Source organism: Halomonas sp. SL1 (genome assembly GCF_003030865.2).
GTDB classification, from domain to species: domain Bacteria; phylum Pseudomonadota; class Gammaproteobacteria; order Pseudomonadales; family Halomonadaceae; genus Halomonas; species Halomonas halophila.
This window is the reverse complement of the sequence record NZ_PYUQ02000016.1, coordinates 260,514-278,537: the sequence shown is the minus strand read 5'-3', so window position 1 is coordinate 278,537 and position 18,024 is coordinate 260,514. Positions and strand designations below refer to the sequence as shown.

At 69.5% G+C, this 18,024-nt stretch carries 14 protein-coding genes; 3 read left to right on the top strand and 11 right to left on the bottom strand.

Annotated elements, in window-relative coordinates; all coding sequences use genetic code 11:
- Positions 1 to 17 precede the first annotated feature (17 nt).
- The 4 genes from C9J49_RS11465 to C9J49_RS11450 all read right to left on the bottom strand — a co-directional run bounded on the left by C9J49_RS11465 (position 18) and on the right by C9J49_RS11450 (position 5,994).
- Entirely contained in the window at positions 18 to 752 is a 735-nt protein-coding gene (locus C9J49_RS11465) for a hypothetical protein (protein WP_046080112.1), read from the bottom strand.
- A gap of 428 nt (positions 753 to 1,180) precedes the next feature.
- The gene (locus C9J49_RS11460; protein WP_046080113.1) at positions 1,181 to 1,585 is read right to left on the bottom strand and encodes an STAS/SEC14 domain-containing protein; all 405 of its coding nucleotides are present in this window, start codon (positions 1,583 to 1,585) and stop codon (positions 1,181 to 1,183) included.
- Between the two features lie 153 nt (positions 1,586 to 1,738).
- Positions 1,739 to 4,852 carry an efflux RND transporter permease subunit gene (locus tag C9J49_RS11455; protein ID WP_107180801.1) on the bottom strand — a complete coding sequence of 1,038 codons (3,114 nt, stop codon included), beginning with the start codon at positions 4,850 to 4,852 and terminating at the stop codon, positions 1,739 to 1,741.
- Positions 4,852 to 5,994, bottom strand: a complete 1,143-nt coding sequence (locus tag C9J49_RS11450) for an efflux RND transporter periplasmic adaptor subunit (RefSeq protein ID WP_107180800.1) — start codon at positions 5,992 to 5,994, stop codon at positions 4,852 to 4,854. The genes C9J49_RS11455 and C9J49_RS11450 overlap by 1 nt, the downstream gene beginning before the upstream one ends.
- 288 nt (positions 5,995 to 6,282) lie before the next feature.
- Between C9J49_RS11450 and C9J49_RS11445 the strand changes: the two genes are divergently transcribed.
- Both C9J49_RS11445 and C9J49_RS11440 read left to right on the top strand, forming a co-directional pair.
- Positions 6,283 to 7,458, top strand: coding sequence for an NAD(P)/FAD-dependent oxidoreductase (locus tag C9J49_RS11445; protein ID WP_107180799.1), 1,176 nt, complete (start codon positions 6,283 to 6,285; stop codon positions 7,456 to 7,458).
- A 90-nt stretch (positions 7,459 to 7,548) separates the two neighbouring features.
- Complete coding sequence (locus tag C9J49_RS11440) at positions 7,549 to 8,529, top strand: CHAD domain-containing protein (RefSeq protein ID WP_107180798.1); 981 nt, start codon at positions 7,549 to 7,551, stop codon at positions 8,527 to 8,529.
- Between the two features lie 23 nt (positions 8,530 to 8,552).
- Here the strand turns inward: C9J49_RS11440 and C9J49_RS11435 are convergent, their stop codons facing one another.
- The 5 genes from C9J49_RS11435 to C9J49_RS11415 all read right to left on the bottom strand — a co-directional run bounded on the left by C9J49_RS11435 (position 8,553) and on the right by C9J49_RS11415 (position 11,566).
- Positions 8,553 to 9,287, bottom strand: a complete 735-nt coding sequence (locus C9J49_RS11435) for a ParA family protein (RefSeq protein ID WP_107180903.1) — start codon at positions 9,285 to 9,287, stop codon at positions 8,553 to 8,555.
- A gap of 105 nt (positions 9,288 to 9,392) precedes the next feature.
- The gene (locus C9J49_RS11430; RefSeq protein ID WP_107180797.1) at positions 9,393 to 9,686 is read right to left on the bottom strand and encodes a YqjK family protein; all 294 of its coding nucleotides are present in this window, start codon (positions 9,684 to 9,686) and stop codon (positions 9,393 to 9,395) included.
- 3 nt (positions 9,687 to 9,689) lie between these two features.
- Entirely contained in the window at positions 9,690 to 10,085 is a 396-nt protein-coding gene (locus C9J49_RS11425; protein WP_046080118.1) for a phage holin family protein, read from the bottom strand.
- A complete protein-coding gene (locus C9J49_RS11420; RefSeq protein ID WP_035595112.1) occupies positions 10,085 to 10,417 on the bottom strand; it encodes a YqjD family protein in 333 nt (110 codons plus the stop codon). The genes C9J49_RS11425 and C9J49_RS11420 overlap by 1 nt, the downstream gene beginning before the upstream one ends.
- An 81-nt stretch (positions 10,418 to 10,498) precedes the next feature.
- Positions 10,499 to 11,566, bottom strand: coding sequence for a phospholipase A (locus C9J49_RS11415; RefSeq protein WP_046080119.1), 1,068 nt, complete (start codon positions 11,564 to 11,566; stop codon positions 10,499 to 10,501).
- A 213-nt stretch (positions 11,567 to 11,779) separates the two neighbouring features.
- Between C9J49_RS11415 and mscK the strand changes: the two genes are divergently transcribed.
- The gene (mscK, locus tag C9J49_RS11410) at positions 11,780 to 15,148 is read left to right on the top strand and encodes a mechanosensitive channel MscK (protein ID WP_375700490.1); all 3,369 of its coding nucleotides are present in this window, start codon (positions 11,780 to 11,782) and stop codon (positions 15,146 to 15,148) included.
- On the opposite strand, the gene C9J49_RS11405 is transcribed toward mscK, so the two are convergent.
- Both C9J49_RS11405 and C9J49_RS11400 read right to left on the bottom strand, forming a co-directional pair.
- Positions 15,145 to 15,909, bottom strand: coding sequence for a TlyA family RNA methyltransferase (locus C9J49_RS11405; RefSeq protein WP_046080120.1), 765 nt, complete (start codon positions 15,907 to 15,909; stop codon positions 15,145 to 15,147). The two genes, mscK and C9J49_RS11405, sit on opposite strands and share 4 nt — an antisense overlap.
- 65 nt (positions 15,910 to 15,974) lie before the next feature.
- Positions 15,975 to 17,990 (bottom strand): hypothetical protein, encoded by a 2,016-nt coding sequence (locus C9J49_RS11400; protein ID WP_107180795.1) that lies wholly within the window; start codon positions 17,988 to 17,990, stop codon positions 15,975 to 15,977.
- Positions 17,991 to 18,024: the final 34 nt, after the last annotated feature.

Genomic DNA, 18,024 nt, shown 5'->3' with positions numbered 1-18,024 from the left:
GCCGGGGAAAGCGATGCTTAACGAGCGTGGTCCGAGAGGCCGATCAGTCGGTCGGTGCGCTGGGCGCTGAGCCGCTGGATCAGCCGCCGCAGTCGACGTCGTTGTCGCCAGGACGCGAGGCGCTTGGTGTCCCAGCTCGCCGGCGTCAGGGCACACTGATCCCCGCGATCCTCGAGCCGGAAACGCCGCTCGGCGCCGACCGGCATGTCCTCTGGCCCGTAGATGCCGATGAGTCGGATCGTCAGGCTGTGCAGCACCAGATCATCCGCCGGGCGATGGCCGGCCATCTCGATGCCCTCCAGCTCGGCGATGCTGTGGATCAGCCCGGAAAAGGTGCCGATGTGCAGGAAATCGCCCGAGTCCAGCGGCCCCTGTCGGGTGTCATGCCGCCCGGCACTCGGGTCGTGGCGCCGCTCGGGGGGAGCCCCGTCGTGCGTGGTCGTGTTGCCCCGCGTCTCGTCACCTTCGCTGTACTGCTGCTCGCGGTCGGTCACGTCTACGGTGATGGTGCCCCGCGAGGTCTCGAGGTCGGCGACGATGTACTCGAGGAAGATCGATTCGGCGCTCATGTTGCTGATGATGCACAGGGCATCGATGTCGCGTTTCTTGCCGCGGTTGATCAACAGCCTAGGGCGCCGCTGTCGGCGAAAGCCCCAGTAGAGCAGCTGCGCATACACCAGCCAGATGGCCAGCGTGACCAGGTTGATGAAGACGACCAGCACGTCCCGGTGCTGCGCTAACCATTCGAACATGACGTTCCCTGTCGTTGCCTCGCGGATCGCTCCCCAGCCTAAAGCAAAAGCCCCGGCGCTGTCCTGGCGGCGGTGGGCGCTCGGGGTTCTGGCGGACCCTGGCGTCCTCGGAGCGTCGCGTTTCTGTTAGTGATTTCTTACGTCCGGCGGCGTCGATGCCATGCGGCCGGAAGCCGGGAGGCGCGTCATGATGGAGTCATGGCGTGCACCCGGCCACCAGGGCCCGGGTCAGGTCGGGCCATGGACGGCCCGTGCATGCCAGGGACTCGGTGAGCGCCCGGCGGTACCCGTACCCCCTGCGGGCAGCCGCCAAGTCTCATTGTTACGACGTGATCGAGACGTCACTTTTCCCTGCTTGGCCCCCCTCGTGGGGGCATTTTTTGGCGTGGACCACGTTTGGGGGTGAGCCGCACGCCGTGTCGCCGGCGCTATGCCCCGGTGCGGCGGCCGGCTGGCGGGGAGGGCAGATGCTCCACCCACTCCAGGGCGTCGGGCTTGTGGCGGTGGGTGAAGGTGCGGATCTCCATCGACTTGAACAGATGATTCTCCAGCCGCGTCAGGTGGCGCACCCAGTGCCTGTCGCTGAGCACCGCGGCGCGATAGTAGCGGTTGAGATCGCCGATCTGGGTCAGGCCGTAGCCGAGGTCGCGCAGGAAGGCGGTGAAGGTCATCCAGCGCATCTCGTCGATCTCGGCGTAGAGGCTGATACGGGGCTGGGTCTTCTTGGTCGCCTCGATGGCATCGATGGCCACCTGAAGGTCCGGCGCGGTGACGCGGCCGCTGACCTTCATCGCCACCACGTGATCGGCCCCCGAGGGCAGGAGTTCAAGCATGATCTGGCCTCCCTGGCTCTGGCTGGGATGGTCGTGTCTTACCCTGAGCATAGTCGCTGGCGAGGCGAAAGGCCGTGGCTCGGCGCCGAAAGGCAGCGAAGCCCGGCGTCGCGTGCGACGCCGGGCCCCGTTCCTGACGGCGGTGACGCGGCCTCAGTGCTGGGCCGGCAGCTCGTCCATCTCCCGCTCCAGGCGGCGGGCCACGTCGCCGGGCGAGCCGGTGCGCCGGGCCAGCAGGTCGTAGGCCACCGGTACCACGAACAGGGTGAAGAAGGTCGCCGCGGCCACGCCGGTGAAGATCACGGTGCCGATCACCAGACGGGTCTCGGCGCCGGCGCCGCTGGAGAGGATCAGCGGCACCGAGCCGGCGATGGTGGTGGCCGAGGTCATCACGATGGGGCGCAGCCGGGTCATGGCGGCGCGCAGCAGGGCCTCGCGGAAGGCCGTGCCCTGGTCGCGCAGCTGATTGGCGAACTCCACGATCAGGATGCCGTTCTTGGCCGCCAGGCCCACCAGCATCACCAGTCCCACCTGGCTGTAGATGTTCAGCGACTGACCGGTGAGCCACAGCCCGAGCAGGGCGCCGCCGATGGCCAGTGGCACGGTGAGCATGATCACCAGCGGGTGGACGAAGCTCTCGAACTGGGCGGCTAGTACCAGGAACACCACCAGGGTGCCGAGCACCAGCAGGAAGGTGGTGGCGCCGCTGGACTCGCGATAGTCCCGTGCCTCGCCCTTGACGTCGGTCTGCACGCCGGGCGGCAGCACCTCGTCCACGGCATTTTCCAGGTAGGCCAATGCCTCGCCCATGGAATAGCCCTCGGCCAGGTCCGCCTGGACCGTGATCGCCCGTAGCCGGTTGTAGCGATTGAGCTGGCTGGGCCCGGCGTAGGTCTCGATCTCGACCAGGCTGGATAGCGGTATCAGCTCGCCGGTGCGCGCCGAGCGCACCCGCAGGCTTTCCAGGGCGCCCGGCGTCGGGGTGGCCCCGCGCTCGCTCTCGAGGATGACGTCGTACTCCTCGCCGCGGTCGGTGAAGCGGGTGACGGTCCGCCCGCCGAGCAGGGTCTCCAGGGTGCGGCCGATATCGCTGACGGTGACACCGAGGTCGGCCGCGCGGTTGTAATCGATGTTCACGCTGAGCTGAGGCTGGTTCTCCTCGTAGTCGCTCTCCAGGTTGAGCAGCCCCGGGTTGTCCTGGCGGATGTGATCCATCAGGGCGTCGCGCCAGGTCACCAGCTGCTCGTAGCTGCCGCCGCCGAGCACGAACTGCAGGCCCTGCTGGCTACCGCCACCGAACCCCTGGGGCATGATCGGGAACGCACGGATGCCGGGGAGCCCGGCCAGGTCCCGGCGTACCTCGTTCAGCACCGGGCCGGCCGGGCCGCGCTCGTCCCAGTCGGCGAGGCCGACGATGGCGAAACCGGAGTTGAAGTTCTCGGTGCGCCCGCGCCCGCGGGGCGACATGACCATCACGTCCTCGACCTCGCCGTCCTCGCGCAGCGGCAATAGCCGGGCCTCCACCTCGTCCATGTAGTCCTCCATGTACGAGAAGGTGGCGCCGGGCGGGCCATTGATCAGCACGAAGAAGCTGCCGCGGTCCTCCTGCGGGGTGTATTCCGCCGGCAGCTGGGGATAGAGCCAGGCGATGGCCGCGATCAGTCCCACGAAGCCTGCCACCACCAGCCAGCGCAGCCTGAGCACCGCCTCCAGGCAGCGTCGGTAGACCTCCTGGGCCCAGTTCAGCCCGCCGTCGACCCAGTGGGCGAGGCGGCCCTCGTACAGGCTCGGCGAGAGGATCTTGGAGGCCATCATCGGGCTCAGCGTCAGGGCCAGCAGCGACGAGATGGCCACCGCCGCCGAGAGCGTCAGCGCGAACTCGGTGAACAGCTTGCCGACGTCGCCCTGAATGAAGCTCAGCGGCACGAACACCGAGATCAGCACCAGGCTGGTGGCGATCACCGCAAAGGCCAGCTGGCGCGCGCCGCGGTAGGCGGCGACCAGCGGCGTCTCGCCGTAGAGATGCATGCGCCGGTGGATGTTCTCGAGTACCACGATGGCGTCGTCCACCACCAGGCCGATGGCCAGCACCAGGGCCAGCAGGGTCAGCAGGTTGATGGTGAAGCCCATGGCCGCCAGGGCGGCGAAGGTGCCGATCAGCGTCACCGGCACCGTGACCGCCGGCACCAGGGTGGTGCGCAGGTTGCCGAGGAAGACGAAGATCACCACCACCACCAGGCCGATGGCGATCAGCAGCGTGCTGACCACCTCGCGGATGGCGCCGGAGACGAAGGTGGAGGCGTCGTAGTTGACCGCCAGGCTCATGCCGTCGGGCAGCCGCTCTCCGACCCGCTCGGCCTCGGCGCGCACCGCGTCGGAGAGCGCCATGACGTTGGCGGTGGACTGCTTGATCATGCCCAGGCCGACCACCGTCTGGCCGTTGCCGCGGAACAGCGAGCGCTCCTCGACGGTGCCTAGCTCGACCCGTGCGACGTCGGCCAGGCGCACCAGATAGCCGCCGTCGCCGCGGTCGAGCACCAGCTCGCGGAAGTCCTCGGGGCTGGCGAAGCTGCGCGGCAGACGCACGATGAACTGGCGGTCGGCAGATTCCACGGCGCCGCCGGGCAGCTCGACGTTTTCCTCGCGCAGGGCGCTCTCGACGTCGCTGACCGCCAGCCCGCGGGCGGCGAGGGCGTCGTTGTCCAGCCACACGCGCATGGCGTATTCGCGGCCGCCGCCGACGTACACCCCGGAGACGCCTTCCTGCACCGAGAAACCGTCGACCAGATAGCGCTCGGCGTAGTCGGTCAACTCGGCGGTGGTGTAGCCCTCGCCGGAGAGCATCAGCCACATCACCATCTCGGAGCTGGTGTCCTCCTTGCGCACCTCCAGCGGGTCGGCTTCTTCGGGCAGATTGTCGGCGGCGCCGGAGATGCGGTCGCGCACGTCGTTGGCGGCGGCATCCACATCGGTGTTCAGGCCGAACTCGATGGTGATGCTGGAGTTGCCGTCGCTGCTGGTGGAGGAGATCACCTCGATGCCGGCGATGCCGGCGACGCGTTCCTCCAGCACCTGGGTGATGCGGGTCTCCACCACCTCGGCGTTGGCCCCGGGGTAGGAGGTGCTGATGCTGACGATCGGCGGATCGATGGTGGGGTATTCCTGCAGCGGCAGGCGGGTCAGGGCCAGCAGGCCGAAGGCGACGATCAGCGCCGCCATGACGATGGCCAGCACCGGTCGCTGGACGGAGATGTCGGACAGTCGCATCAGGCGTCATCTCCGTCGCGGGTCGCGCGCAGGATGTCGCTGACGCTGGTGGTGTCGTCGGCGATACCGATCAGCTCCACGCTGGAAGCGTCGTGCAGGCGATCGGCGCCGTGGCTGACCACCAGGTCGCCGGGGGCCAGGCCCTCGATGACCTCCACCTCGCCGCGTCGGCGTGCGCCCACGGCGATCTCGCGGCGCTCCACGCTGCCGTCTTCCGTTGAGGTGATCACCCATACCCACTGACGGCTCCCCTCGGGGACCACGGCGGACTCAGGGATCACCAGTGTCTGGCGCGGACGGCGGTCGAGGGTGACGCGCATCAGCATGCCGGGTCGCAGCAGCCGCTCGTCGTTGTCGAGCATGGCCCTCACGCTGACGCTGCGGCTGGCCGGATCGATCCGGGAGTCGATGATGGCAATCTCGCCCTCGAACACGCGCTCCGGATAGGCGGCGGTAGTGGCGCTCAGCGTCAGCCCCTCGGCCAGGGCGCTGAGCTGGACCTCCGGCACCTCGAAGTCGAGCTTCATGCGCGAGACGTCGTCCAGGGTGGCCAGCTCGTCGCCCGGCGAGACCAGTGCGCCCACGCTGAGGCCGCGCACGCCGACCACGCCGTCGAAGGGCGCGGTGATGCGATAGTCGTCGAGTCGCGCGCGCAGCCCCTGGAGGGTGGCATCCACCTGCTGCAGCTGGGCGCGGCTGTCTTCGATGTCGGCCCGGGGGGCCAGGTTGCGTTCCTGCAGCTGGGCCAGGCGGTCGACGGCGTTCTGGCGCTCGACGCGCAGCGCCTGGGCCTCGCGCAGCGACGCCCGTTCCTCGGCGTCGGACAGCTCGACCAGCACGTCGCCGCGGCTGACCGTCTCGCCGCCCTCGAAGTTGATCGCCGTCACCGTGTCGGTGACCGTGGACGACAGCGTCACACTCTCGTTGGCGGCCAGGGTGCCGAGCGATTCCAGCGGGTCCGACCAGGCCTCCAGGCCGGCCTCGGCGCCGATCACCGGCGTCGGCGGCATGCCGGCGGGCTGGGCGAGGGCGGCCGGGGCCAGAAACGTCAGCGCCGAGCAGAGGGCGAGCAGCAGCAGGCTCGGCATGGCCGGCCCGGATCGGTGGAGCCTGGCGCGGCGCGTGGCGAATGCGTGGTTCATGAGCGAGTGTCCGAAAGAGAGGCGTCGGCCCTGACAGGGGAGAGGGTCGAGTGGTGATACGAAAAACGTCGAAGAATGGCGACAGCATGCCTCAAGCCGGGCGCCAGGATGTCAACGCGACGCGCTTTGCACAATGTTTTCGCAACTCGTTCTCCCTGCGACAACACGCCGTTGCGCGAGGCGCGTCGTGGCGGGCTCGCGCCGACAGGCTCTGGTACCATGTCGCCCTTTTGCGGGCGTCCGCCCCGGGCGCGGTCCGGTGGCATGGGGAGTGAGATGAGTAGTGGCATGACGTATGACGTGGTGATTATCGGCGCTGGCGCCGCTGGCTTGATGTGCGCGCTGACCGCCGGCTATGCCGGACGGTCGGTGCTGGTCATCGATCATGCCAACAAGGCCGGCAAGAAGATCCTGATGTCCGGCGGCGGGCGCTGCAACTTCACCAACCTCGATACTGCCCCGGCCCACTTTTTCTCCAGCAATCCCCACTTCTGCATCTCGGCGCTCAAGCGCTACCGGCCGGAGCACTTCGTCGAGCTGGTCGAGCGCCACGGCCTGGAGCACGTGGAGAAGGCGCCGGGGCAGCTGTTCTGTGCCGACTCGGCCAAGGACCTGCTGGCGGTGCTGCTCACCGAATGCGACTGGGCGGGCGTCGAGATCCGCCTCAAGACCTCCGTCGAGTCACTCGAGCGCCAGGGCGAGGGCATGCGGCTCGACACCTCCGCCGGGCGCATCGAGGCCGGGGCGGTGGTGGTCGCCACCGGCGGGCTGTCGATCCCGACCCTCGGCGCCAGCGGCTTCGGCTACGAGATCGCCCGCCAGTTCGGCCTCGGGGTGACCGACACCCGGGCCGCCCTGGTGCCCTTCACCCTGACCTCGGCCTGGAAGGAACGCACCGCGGCGCTGTCCGGGCTCTCCACCGAGGTGGTGGCGCGCTGCCGCGACGGCGAATACCGCGAGCCGATGCTGTTCACCCACCGCGGGCTGTCCGGGCCAGCGCTGCTGCAGGTCTCCAGCCACTGGCATCCCGGTGATGAGCTGGCCATCGATCTGCTGCCCGGGGAGTCGGCCTTCGAGGGGCTGGCGGCCGCCCGGCGCGAGGCGCCGAAACGGCGCCTCTCCACCTGGCTCGGCGAGCGCCTGCCGCGGCGCCTGGCCCAGGCGCTGGTCGAATGGCATGGCGGCGACGGCCCCATGGCCGAACGCTCCAATGCGGACCTTGAGGCCTGGGCCTCACGCCTCAACGACTGGCGGATCAAGCCCGCCGGCACCGAGGGCTGGCGCACCGCCGAGGTCACCATGGGCGGCGTCGACACCCGGGCGCTGTCGTCGAAGACCTTCGAGGTCAACGGTCTGCCCCAGCTGCGCTTCATCGGCGAGGTGCTGGACGTCACCGGCCAGCTCGGCGGCTACAATTTCCAGTGGGCCTGGGCGTCCGGTGTGGCCTGCGGCCAAGCGGTCTAGGTCTTCTGCTCGGGCAAGACTCCTCATGCTATCAATGGTTTAGGCCGGCCTATACTGGGGGTATCGCTCGCCACCGGAGGGAAGGTCGTCATGAGCAAACCGCTGCATCGCAAGCGTCTGAACCGCGTGGTCGGGCGTCAGGGGCTGGTCCTGCTGGCCCAGGCCCGGTCGGCCTGGCCGCGCATCGAGGACCCCGAGGACAGCGAGGGGCTGCACGACTTTCGGGTGGCGCTGCGCCGCCTGCGTTCCTGGCTCAAGGCCTACCGCGGCTATCCGGGCGTGGCGATTCCCAAGACGCAGCGGCGGCGTCTGCGCGACCTGGCCCGGGCCACCAATGAGGCCCGCGACGGCGAGGTGATGCTGGCCTGGCTAGAGGCCGAGCGGCCGTCGCTGGGCAACGCCGAGCGCGGCGCCGTCGATTGGTGGAGCGAGCGGCTGAGGGCCCGGGTCGAGGCCGATTATGCCGAGGCCCGCTGCGTGCTGGAGGCGGGGTTTCCGGGGCTCGATCGCGAGCTCGGCGAGACCCTGGCGGCACTGGCGAAGAAGGGCGGTGGGCCCCGCTTCGGCGAGGCGACGGCCCGTGAGCTGGCCGCCCTGCGCGAGACCCTGACCGCGGAGATCGCCGCCATCGACTCCCCGGAGTCGCAGGAGGCGCTGCATCGTCCGCGCATCACCGGCAAGCGCATCCGCTACCTGCTGAAGCCCTGGAAGTGGGAGGCGCCGATCTTCGATGAGGCGGAGAAGGCCATGAAGGCGTTCCAGGATGCCTTCGGCGTGCTGCACGACGACCTGGTGCGGGAACCGGCCCTGACGGCGGCGGCCGCCGCCCATGCCGAGGAGGAGGCGCGGGAGAAGCTGGTGCTGGCGGCCGAGGGCGAGGAGGCTCGGGCCGCGGCGCCGCGTCATCTGCGCGGCTTCATGGGGCTGGCGAGGGCCCATCGCGAACGTCGCCTGGCCCACTACGACCGCGTCCTGGAGGTGGCGCGCTCGGCCGGGCCGGGCGACCAGGGAGGGCCGCTGACGCTGGCAGACTGGCTGGAAGCGGCCCTCGCCGCCATGCGCGTCGACTGAGCGCGCAGAACGGGGGCGGCGCCTCAGCGCAGGCGCTGCTCGATCTCCCGCCACAGGGCGGTGTAGGCCTTGGCCGCGGCGGTGCGCGGGGCGTAGTCGCGCACCGGGGCACGCTCCAGGCCCATGCGTTCCACCGCACTGGCCGAGGGAATATCGATCGACAGCCGCAGCGGCCAGCGTTCATGGAAGCCGTCCATGACCTGGCGGTGCAGGGTGCGTCGGCGATCGGTGAGGGTGATGAAGGGCCACACCGTGCAAGCGATGTCGTGGTCGTCGAGGAAGTCCTGAAGCTGGTCCAGGGTACGCAGCGACAATACCGTCGGCACCACGGGCACGAGTAGGGCGTCGACGCTGGAGAAGATGTTCTCCGAGAGATGCGAGAGGCTGGGCGGGCAATCGAGGATCACCAGGTCGTAGTCGTCGCGCACCGGCTTGAGAATCCGACGCAGGTGGCTGCCGTCACGCTTGGCGAGCAGGGCATCCATCTCGCGTGACGCCAGCGCCGCCGGCAGCAGGTCGAGCCCCTCGATCTGGGTGGCGCGAATGGCCTTGTCGAAGGATGCCTTGCCCTTGACCAGCTTGTCCACGCCGCCGCGAACCTTCGGTTTGACGCGCAGATAGAAGCTGGTGGCCGCCTGGGGGTCAAGATCCCAGAGCAGTACGCGATATCCCGCTCGAGCCGCTTCCGCGGCCAGGTTGACGGCGGAGGCCGTCTTGCCGACGCCGCCCTTGATGCTATAGAGCGCCAGCATGCGCATGGGGTCCATGTCCTGTCGTCGTTCCGTCACGTTGTCGAAACAAAATCATAACAGGCCTGCCATGTCAGTGTGTTACGGCAGGATGATAATCACGTCGAGGTGGCATCAGGGCCGTGGCAGGAAGCGCTGCAGCCGCTTCAGCCGCCGTGCGGTGACCGCGACGAACAGCGAGCGCCTGGCCAGTCGCTTGGCCGCCGCGGGATGACGCAGCGACCAAAAGAGCAGCAGGGCGCCGCCACCCACGGCGGGCAGCCGGTAGCGCTGAAGGGATTGCCAGCCGGCCTCGAGCGGGCGGGCGGCCTGGTGCCAGTGCTCGGACTCGACCAGCAGGTCGAGGCGCTGCTGTTCGATGGCGGCCTCCAGGGCTGCCTTGCGGGCTCGACGCTCGGCGTTGGTCATCGATCAGCGCTCCTCGCTCCGGGTCTCCATCAGCTCGCGGTCCATCGCCAGATGCTTGAGAGTGTCGACCAGCAGGGTGCGGCGCCGGGCCAGATGCATCACCCAGCCCGCCAGCCCCAGGCCGCCGATCAGCAGCACCGCGGCGCAGCCGCCGATGGCGGCCAGCCGGTAACTGTCCCAGAAGGCGACGATGATCAGGGTGGTGAGCGCGCCGAGCCCCAGCAGCAGCAGCAGCAAGCTGATGCCGGCCAGCAGCAGCAGGGTGACGAGTCGTGCGCGCTCTTCCTCGAGCTCCAGCACGGCGAGACGCAGACGCGTCTCGCCGGTGGCGACCAGGCTGCCCAGCAGCCGCTTGCCGGCGCCGAACAGTCGCTGAGCCGGTCCCTGGCCCTCCGACATCAGCGCCGCCCGATCAGCATGCCGACGACCACGCCGACGGCGGCGCCGATGCCGATGCTGGTCCATGGGTTGTCGCGGACGTAGCGGTCGCAGGCGTCGGCCTGCTGGGTCACGGCCTCGCGGGTGTCGCGGTAGGCGCGCTCGCCGCGGGCCTCGAGCCGGGCGCGGGTCTCGCTGAGGCGCTTCTCGGCCCGCTCGCGCAGCTCCTTGATGTTGTGGCGGGAATCGTCGGCCGTGGCGTTGACCAGCTCCTCGACGGTCTGCGAGAGATGCTGCAGGTCTTCCTTGAGCTGTTCGGTGGTCTCACGGGTATGGGACGTATGGTCGCTCATCGGGTCTTCCTCTGACGGTGCGTGACAGGCCCAGCATAGCAGCCGTTGTCGGGGGTGCGTAATGTAATGACCGGGCACAGGTCAGCGCGAGAAGGTGCCGGTGGAAAACAGCGGGTTGAGGCTGAAGCCGAGACTCACGCGCTGCGTGCTGCGATCGTAGTCGATCAGGCTCTCGCCGTAGCCCTGGTAGAACTGGACATGGCCCCGGATCTTGCCGAACAGCGGCCAGGAGTAGTCGAGCTGGGCACCCATGTGGCCCTGGTCGGGATTGCCTCGCCACAGCAGGCTGGCCTCGTGGTCGTCGAACAGACGGCGCGCCACGGTGACATCGGCGTAGCCCAGGTAATCCTCGATGTCGGGATTGTCGTCCTCGCCCTCGGTCTCGGGCAGGCGCCAGTAGGGCGACAGCGAGACGGCCCAGTCGTCGTTGATGAAGGTGCTGGTCAGGATCAGCCGGTTCCAGCTGCGCGATAGGCTGCCGGAGCGGCCGTTGGACTGGTGGTTGAGCGAGACCCGGTTGTTGATGTTGGTCCAGCCGAGCAGCGACCAGTCGTTCTCGAAGTCGGCGAAGACTTCCGGCTCGTAGTTGGTCTCGCGGAACGGCGATGAGGCGTCGGCGTTGTAGGCCTGCCACCAGCTGCGCTGGGTATAGCCGAAGTAGAGGTCGGCGCGGTCGAACAGCACGTCGTCGGCGATCTTGAACTTGGCGCTGAACTGGAACTTCACCTCGAGCCGGTCGGGATCGGCTTCGCGGTCGATCTCGTTGAAGCTTTCCCGGTTGGGCGAGGTGGTGTAACTCAGCGGCAGCAGGTAGTTGCGATGGTGCGCGGTGATGGAGAAGGGGTTGTCGGACGATTCCTCCTCCAGCAGTCGCCGCTCGGCCACCGAGGCGCCGATCGGTGCCTCGGTCGGCGGTGTGGTGTCGGCGGTTTCGGCACTGGCCGCCGGAGCCGTCTGCGGCGGCTCTTCCGCCGGCCGGGCCAGGCGGGTGCGCAGTTCGCCGATCTCGGCCTGCAGCGACTGGATGCGATCGCGGATCGCCTGGCGCTCGGCGTCGCTCGGCGCGGCGTTCGTCTGGGCCTGTCCCTGGCCGGCCAGGCCGGCGCCGAGGGCGGCCGCGAGCAGCGTGGCGATGGAGCGTGAAGCCATGGGGAGTGACTACCCTGTCTAGGAGGAATCGTCGTTCTATCATGCCCGTCCGGGGAGTCAACGGCCAGGGTCGCCGCTGGTGTCGTTGCCATGTCGCCCCGGGACGCCGACAATCCGCTGCCAAGCCCATGGTATTGCCTTGTCGAGGTGCTCGTGATCGCTTTATCGCGCTGTCGGCGGCCCGTCCGCTTTCACATTCTTTGCTGCCTGCTCGTGCTCATCGCGCTGCCGGTGCCGCTTGCCGCCCAGACCGACGCGCTGCCCGAGCGTTCCACGCTCGAGGAGCGCCTCGCCTCGCTGCGGCCCGAGGAGGGGGCGACCGTGGATGCGGCCACCCAGGAAGGCATCGACGCGCTGGAGGCGACGATCGAGGCCCTGTCGAGCCTCGATGACGTCGAAGGTCGGCTGTCCGAGCTGGAGGCTCGAGCCGAGCGTGCCCCGCAGTCCCTCGACGAGACGCGTCAGGCGCTGTCCGAGGCTCAGGATCGGCCGCGCCAGGCGCCTGATCGCGAAGCGCTGGAAAAGCTGGAGCTCGAGGCCCTCACCGAGCGGCTGGACACGGTGACCGATGAGCTGGAGGCGGCCCAGGATCGTCTCGCCGAGGTCGAGACCCGGCTGCTGGGCACCCAGACCCTTCCCGAGCGCGCCCAGCAGTCCATCGTCGAGGCCTCTGCGGCGATGGAGGAACACCGGCGTGCCCTCGAAGCTCTGGACGCCCAGGGCGTGGCGTCGGAGGCGCCCCGGCGCCTGAAGCATCGCGTCGAACGCACCCTGGCCGAGCGGCGCCTGGCCCTGCACCGGCGCGAGCTGGCCACCAACTCGCGTTTCCGCGAGCTGGCCCAGCTGCAGCGCGACCTGTACCGGCTCAGGGTCGAGCGGCTCGAGACCCGGGTGCGGGCCTTGCAGGCGGCGCTGGAGGCCCGGCGTCGAGAGCAGTCGGAGCAGGCCGTCGCCGAGGCGGTGGGCGACGAGCCGGAGAACGTGGTCAGTCATCCGCAGATCCTCGAAGCGCGCCAGGCCAATCGCGACCTGAGCCTCGAGCTGCTGCGCGCCACCAGTCGCGCCAACGAACTGGGGCGACAGAGCCAGGAAGCGCGTCGCCAGCTCGAGCGGGTGCGCCAGCTGCAGCGGGGGCTCTCCCAGCATATCGAGGCGATCCGCGGCAGCCCATTGCTGTCGCGCATTCTGCGCGAGCAGCGTCGGGCGCTGCCCAGCGTCGAGTCCACCGGCGGCCTGAAGGAGGAAATCGCCGACCTGCGCCTCCAGCAGTTCGAGCTCGATCGTCAGCGCGAGCGCCTGCAGAATGCCGAGCTGCAGGCCAGGCAGCGTCTCGACGAGGCCGACGCCGATGCCCCCGAGGCCGTGGAAGAGGCGCTGGCCCAGCTGCTGCGCGCCCGCCGGGATCTGCTCTCGCGCCTCGAACCCACCTACGGCGAGCTGTTGACCGCCGCCATCGAGCTGCGACTCAACCAGCAGCAGCTGCTCGAAACCAGCCGTGACCTGCGTACCACCATCGACGAGCAGCTGTTCTGGATCGCCAATGCCCGTCCGATGGACCTGAGCTGGCTGAGCCGGCTGCCGAGTCATCTGCGCGCCGAGTGGGGCGAGGGCGAGTGGCGCCGTGCGCTGCCGACCCACTGGCGCTGGCCGGATCCGGCGGCGTTTCTGGCCTCGCCGCTGCTGCTGCTGGCCGGCGTGCTGCTAGGACTGCGCCGGCCGCTGTCGCGTCGCCTCGCTCGCCTGCACGACGAGATCGGTCATCTGCGCCAGGACAGCCAGGGGCATACGCCGCTGGCGGTGGGCGTTGAGGCCCTGCTGGCGCTGCCCGGACCGCTGTGCCTGCTGGCGGTGTCGCTGGGAATGTCGCTGGGTGGCGCCGGACTGGCGGTGAATATCGGCTGGGCGCTGCTGTATCTGGCCCTGGCCTGGGCGGGAATCGCCTGGATGCGACGGCTGCTGGTGCCCGAGGGCGTGGCGACGCGCCATTTCCACTGGCCGGCCGGCTACGTGTCGCAGCTGCGCCTTTGGCTGTGGTGGCTGGGTCTGGCGCTGGTGCCGGTGCTGTTCGTGGGCACCCAGGCCCGTGACGTCGATATCGACCTGACCCAGCGCCCCCTGGCGATATTGTTGCTGCTGGCGGGGTTGGTGGGCATGAGCGTGGCGCTGGCCAGGCTGATCCTGGCCCATACGCCGTTCTTCGGCGTCAAGCTGTTCCGCCTGTTGCTGGGCCTGGCCATGGCGCTGGTGCCCCTGGTGCTGGGCGGGCTGGTGATGCTGGGCTATGCCTATGCGGCGCTCAGCCTGGTGGGGCGTTTCGTGATCACCATTTACCTGCTGGGCGCCTGGATCCTGGTGGAGGCGACGGTGGTGCGCGGGTTGGCCGTGGCGGCGCGGCGCCTGGCCTACCGCCGCGCGCTGGCGCGTCGGCGGGCGATGATGGCCCAGGAGGGTGGCAACGGCGAGCACGGCCAGGAGGTGGTCGAGGAGCCGCCGCTGGACATGCAGCAGGTCAACCAGCAGTCGCTGCGCCTGTCCAAGCTGATCCTGATGCTGGGCTTCGTGGTGGTCTTCTACCTGGTCTGGGCCGACCTGTTGACAGTGTTCGGCTACCTCGAGCAGGTGATGATCCTCGGCGGCGACGGCCAGCAGGGCAGCGAGCTGGTGGGCACGTCGATCTCGGTGGCCGACCTGTGTGTCGCGCTGCTGGTGGTGGCGCTGACGCTGATCATGGCGCGTAACCTGCCGGGGCTGCTGGAGGTGATGGTGCTGTCTCGCCTCGAGCTCAAGCAGGGTAGTGCCTACGCGATCAGCTCGCTGCTGTCCTACGTGATCGTCGGCACCGGGGTGGTCTGGGCGCTGGGCTCCCTCGGGGTGTCATGGAGCAAGCTGCAGTGGCTGGTGGCGGCGCTGGGCGTGGGGCTCGGCTTCGGGCTGCAGGAGATCTTCGCCAACTTCATCTCGGGGCTGATCATCCTGTTCGAGCGCCCGGTGCGCATCGGCGACACCATCACGCTCGGCAACCTCACCGGCACGGTCAACCGCATCCGCATCCGCGCCACCACGGTGACCGACTTCGATCGCAAGGAAATCATCATTCCCAACAAGACGTTCGTCACCGACCAGCTGATCAACTGGTCGCTGTCGGACAACATCACCCGGGTGATCCTGACCTACGGCGTGGCTTACGGCTCGGATCATCGTCTGGTGCAGCGGCTGCTGACCCAGGCCGCCGACGAGAACGCCCGGGTGCTGGCCGACCCCGAGCCCCAGGTCCTGTTCATGCGCTACGGCGAAAGCAGCCTGGAGTTCGAGCTGCGCATCTTCGTCAACAGCCTGGGCGACCGGCTACTGGCCACCGATGAGCTCAACGGCCGGGTCGGCGAGCTGTTCGCCGAGCACGGCCTGGAGATCGCCTTCAATCAGATGGACGTGTGGCTGCGTGACGACAGGGGCCGCGAGGCGCGAATGCCGAGCCGCGGCTCGGGCGAGGCGCCCGCCAATCCGCCGCCCGGGGCGGGCGGCGATCCCGGCGAGTTGGATGCGGGCGATGGCGGGGGAGGGGGCGGCGACGCCGGGCGCTAAGGCGTTTCCTGGCGGCGGGCGTAGAGCAGGAACTCCCTGTTCCCGTCGCCGCCGCGGATTGGGCTCTCCTGCCAGTGCGCGATGGCGAAGCCGGCGTCGGCGCAGGCCTCGCGGATGCGCGCTTCCACCTCGGCGTAGCGCGCGGGGTCGGTGACCAGCCCGCGGGCGTTAACGCCCTCGGGGCCGACCTCGAACTGCGGCTTGACCAGCGACACCAGCTCGCCGCCGACGGGCAGCAGGGCGCCGAGCTCCGGCAGGATCAGCGTCTGCGAGATGAAGGACACGTCCATCACCGCCACCTCGGCGGGATACTCGGCCAGCACCGCGGTCAGGCGCGGGTCGTCTCGCATGGCGCGGGCATTGAGCCCCTCCAGGCAGGTCAGGCGCGGCTCGTTGCGCAGCTCGGCCGCGAGCTGGTCGTGGCCGACCTCGACGCCGATCACATGCGCCGCGCCGTGGCGCAGCGCGCAGTCGCTGAAGCCGCCGGTGGACTGGCCGACGTCGAGCACCGTGCGGCCCTCGAGCGGCAGTGCCAGCGCCTCCAGCAGCGCCTCCAGCTTGAGCCCGGCCCGGGACACGTAGCGCTCCTCCGGATCCTCCTCGACGTGCAACTCGGCGGTGTCCGGCAGCTTCTCGCCGGGCTTGGTCAGCACCCGGCCGCCGTCCTTGAGGCTCACTCGGCCGTGGCGGATCAGGCGCTGGGCGCGGGTGCGCGAGCGCGCCAGTCCCTGGAGGAGCAGCAGCTGGTCGAGGCGTGGCATGGGCGGTCCTGGCAGTCGTGGAGCGGGAAAACGGGGCCGCCATTATGCCACAGCGGGCGGCCCGGTCAGCCGCCCGGCTCGGCCTGCAGCCCGCCCGGCGGCAGGCGGTCGGCGCCCCAGCTGCGATGCAGGTAGCCGATCGCCCGATCCAGCTCGGCCTGCTCGATGCGCGCCGGTTCGCCGCGCTCCAGCGGATCGTGGTGGAAGATGTAGAGCCGCGAGGCGAACTGGTCGAAGGGCAGCGAGGCCTCGCCGAAGCGCTCGCCGTGGCCGGCGGTGCTGACCTGCACGCCGTCGCCCCAGTCCTGGCCGCTGTCGTTGTTGGGGTTGTAGAAGAACACGCGCATCTCGCCGCCGGGATCGATGCCGACCCGCAGCAGGGTGATGGCGTGCCAGCCGATGAAGCGGGCGGCGCTGTCGGTGACCGCGATGCCGGCCGGCTGGGGATGAATGAGCGGCTGGTTGCCGTTGTAGTGCGGGTGGTAGCTGGCGTAGAAGTGGCGCAGGAAACCGTCGAGGTCGATCAGCTGACCGCTGGCGACGTCGACGTTGATGCGAAAGCCGCGCCCCGACCACCAGCCGTGGAACTCCGGGTTGACCCAGCGGTGCGGGTCGCCCTCGCGGCCGATGCAGCGCCGTCCCATCTCGGCGTAGATGCGGTCCAGATGCGGCACCACGATCAGCGATACCGGGTCCAGGTCCATGGGCAGCTCGGTGGCCACGCCACCGACGCTTGCCATCGACGAGATCGGCTGGCCTTCGAAGTGCATGATGATCTCGTCGTCGCGGGCCGCCCAGGCCACCATCTGCAGCAGGTAGTCCGGGTCGTTGTAGGCCCACATCGACAGCGCCCGGGCCGACTGGCAGGTGGGGTTGTTGCCCTGGCCGACGCCCAGCGGCAGGCCGAGCATGCACAGCACGCCTTCCAGCAGCCGCGCCCGGGGCGAGACCGCCTCGCCGAATGCCAGGTTGAGCCGCGCCGTCGACCAGTCCGACAGCGTGAGCCCCAGCTGACGCCATATGGCCGGTGCCACCGGCGGCTGATACAGGATGCCGCGCTCGAGCATCAGCGCCAGGCCGTAGACCGCCTGGGCGGTATCGGGGTGGAGCCCGCCGCGGATCAGCGCATGCACCAGCTCGCGATAGCACAGCAGGCAGTCGCGGCCGGTGGAGGAGAGCCCCAGCGCCTCGCCGATCAGGGTATCGCCGTTGTCCAGCAGGTGGCGCAGCAGCACCGGGTGATAGGGCGACACCAGGCCGGTGTCGTGCATCGACCGGGCGAAGCCGGTGGCCTCGGCCTGCAGCGCGCTGGCGTCCATGCTGGCCAGGCGCTGGCGATAGACCTCGAGGCCCGGGTCCTCGCGGCAGGCGTGGGACGGGCCGAACAGCGCGCTGACCAGGCGGTCGGCGCCCTGGCCGCTGGTGCCCAGGTCGATGGCCGGGTCGGCCTGGCAGATGGCGATCTGGGTGATCATCTGCTTGACCGGCCCGACCTGGATCGGGCGCTGCTGGAGGATGCGCCAGATCTCGCCAATCAGCCGGTCGATGATGTGCTCGTAGCCGATGCGCTGGGCCAGATGGGCGAACAGGCGCCGCGGCAGCTCGGCCAGGCGCCCCTGGGTCTCTCGCTCGGCTTCGCTGGGGGCGCCGAACAGCAGCCACAGGTTCAGGGCGATCACCTGGGTCAGGTAGTGGTGGGCCTGCTCCGCGGAGAGCATGGCATGGCGGACGTCGCCCTTGGCCACCGCCAGCAGGCGCAGTTCGCTGAGTGCCTCGATCGTCACCACGTTGGGATCGGCGCTCTTCAGCGCCTGGGTGGTCAGCGAGGGCACCAGGAACTGGGGCGTGGCCCAGTCCGAGCCCTCGAAGACGCCCGCGGCCTCGAGGGCCGCGGTGCGGGGTTCGATCGCCGCGGCGCCGCCTTCCTGCAGCAGCACGCGGCGGGCGGTGTCGAGCACCCGCGGTAGCTTGCCCGGCTTGGCGAAGTCTCGGGCCTCGTTCAGCAGGGCCGTGGCTTCGTCCAGTCGAGCCAGCAGGCCCGTGAGCTTGTCGTCGCCGGTTGGCGTGGATGGACTGGTCACACCGACTCCTCGTCGTCCATGGGTAACGCCTCCA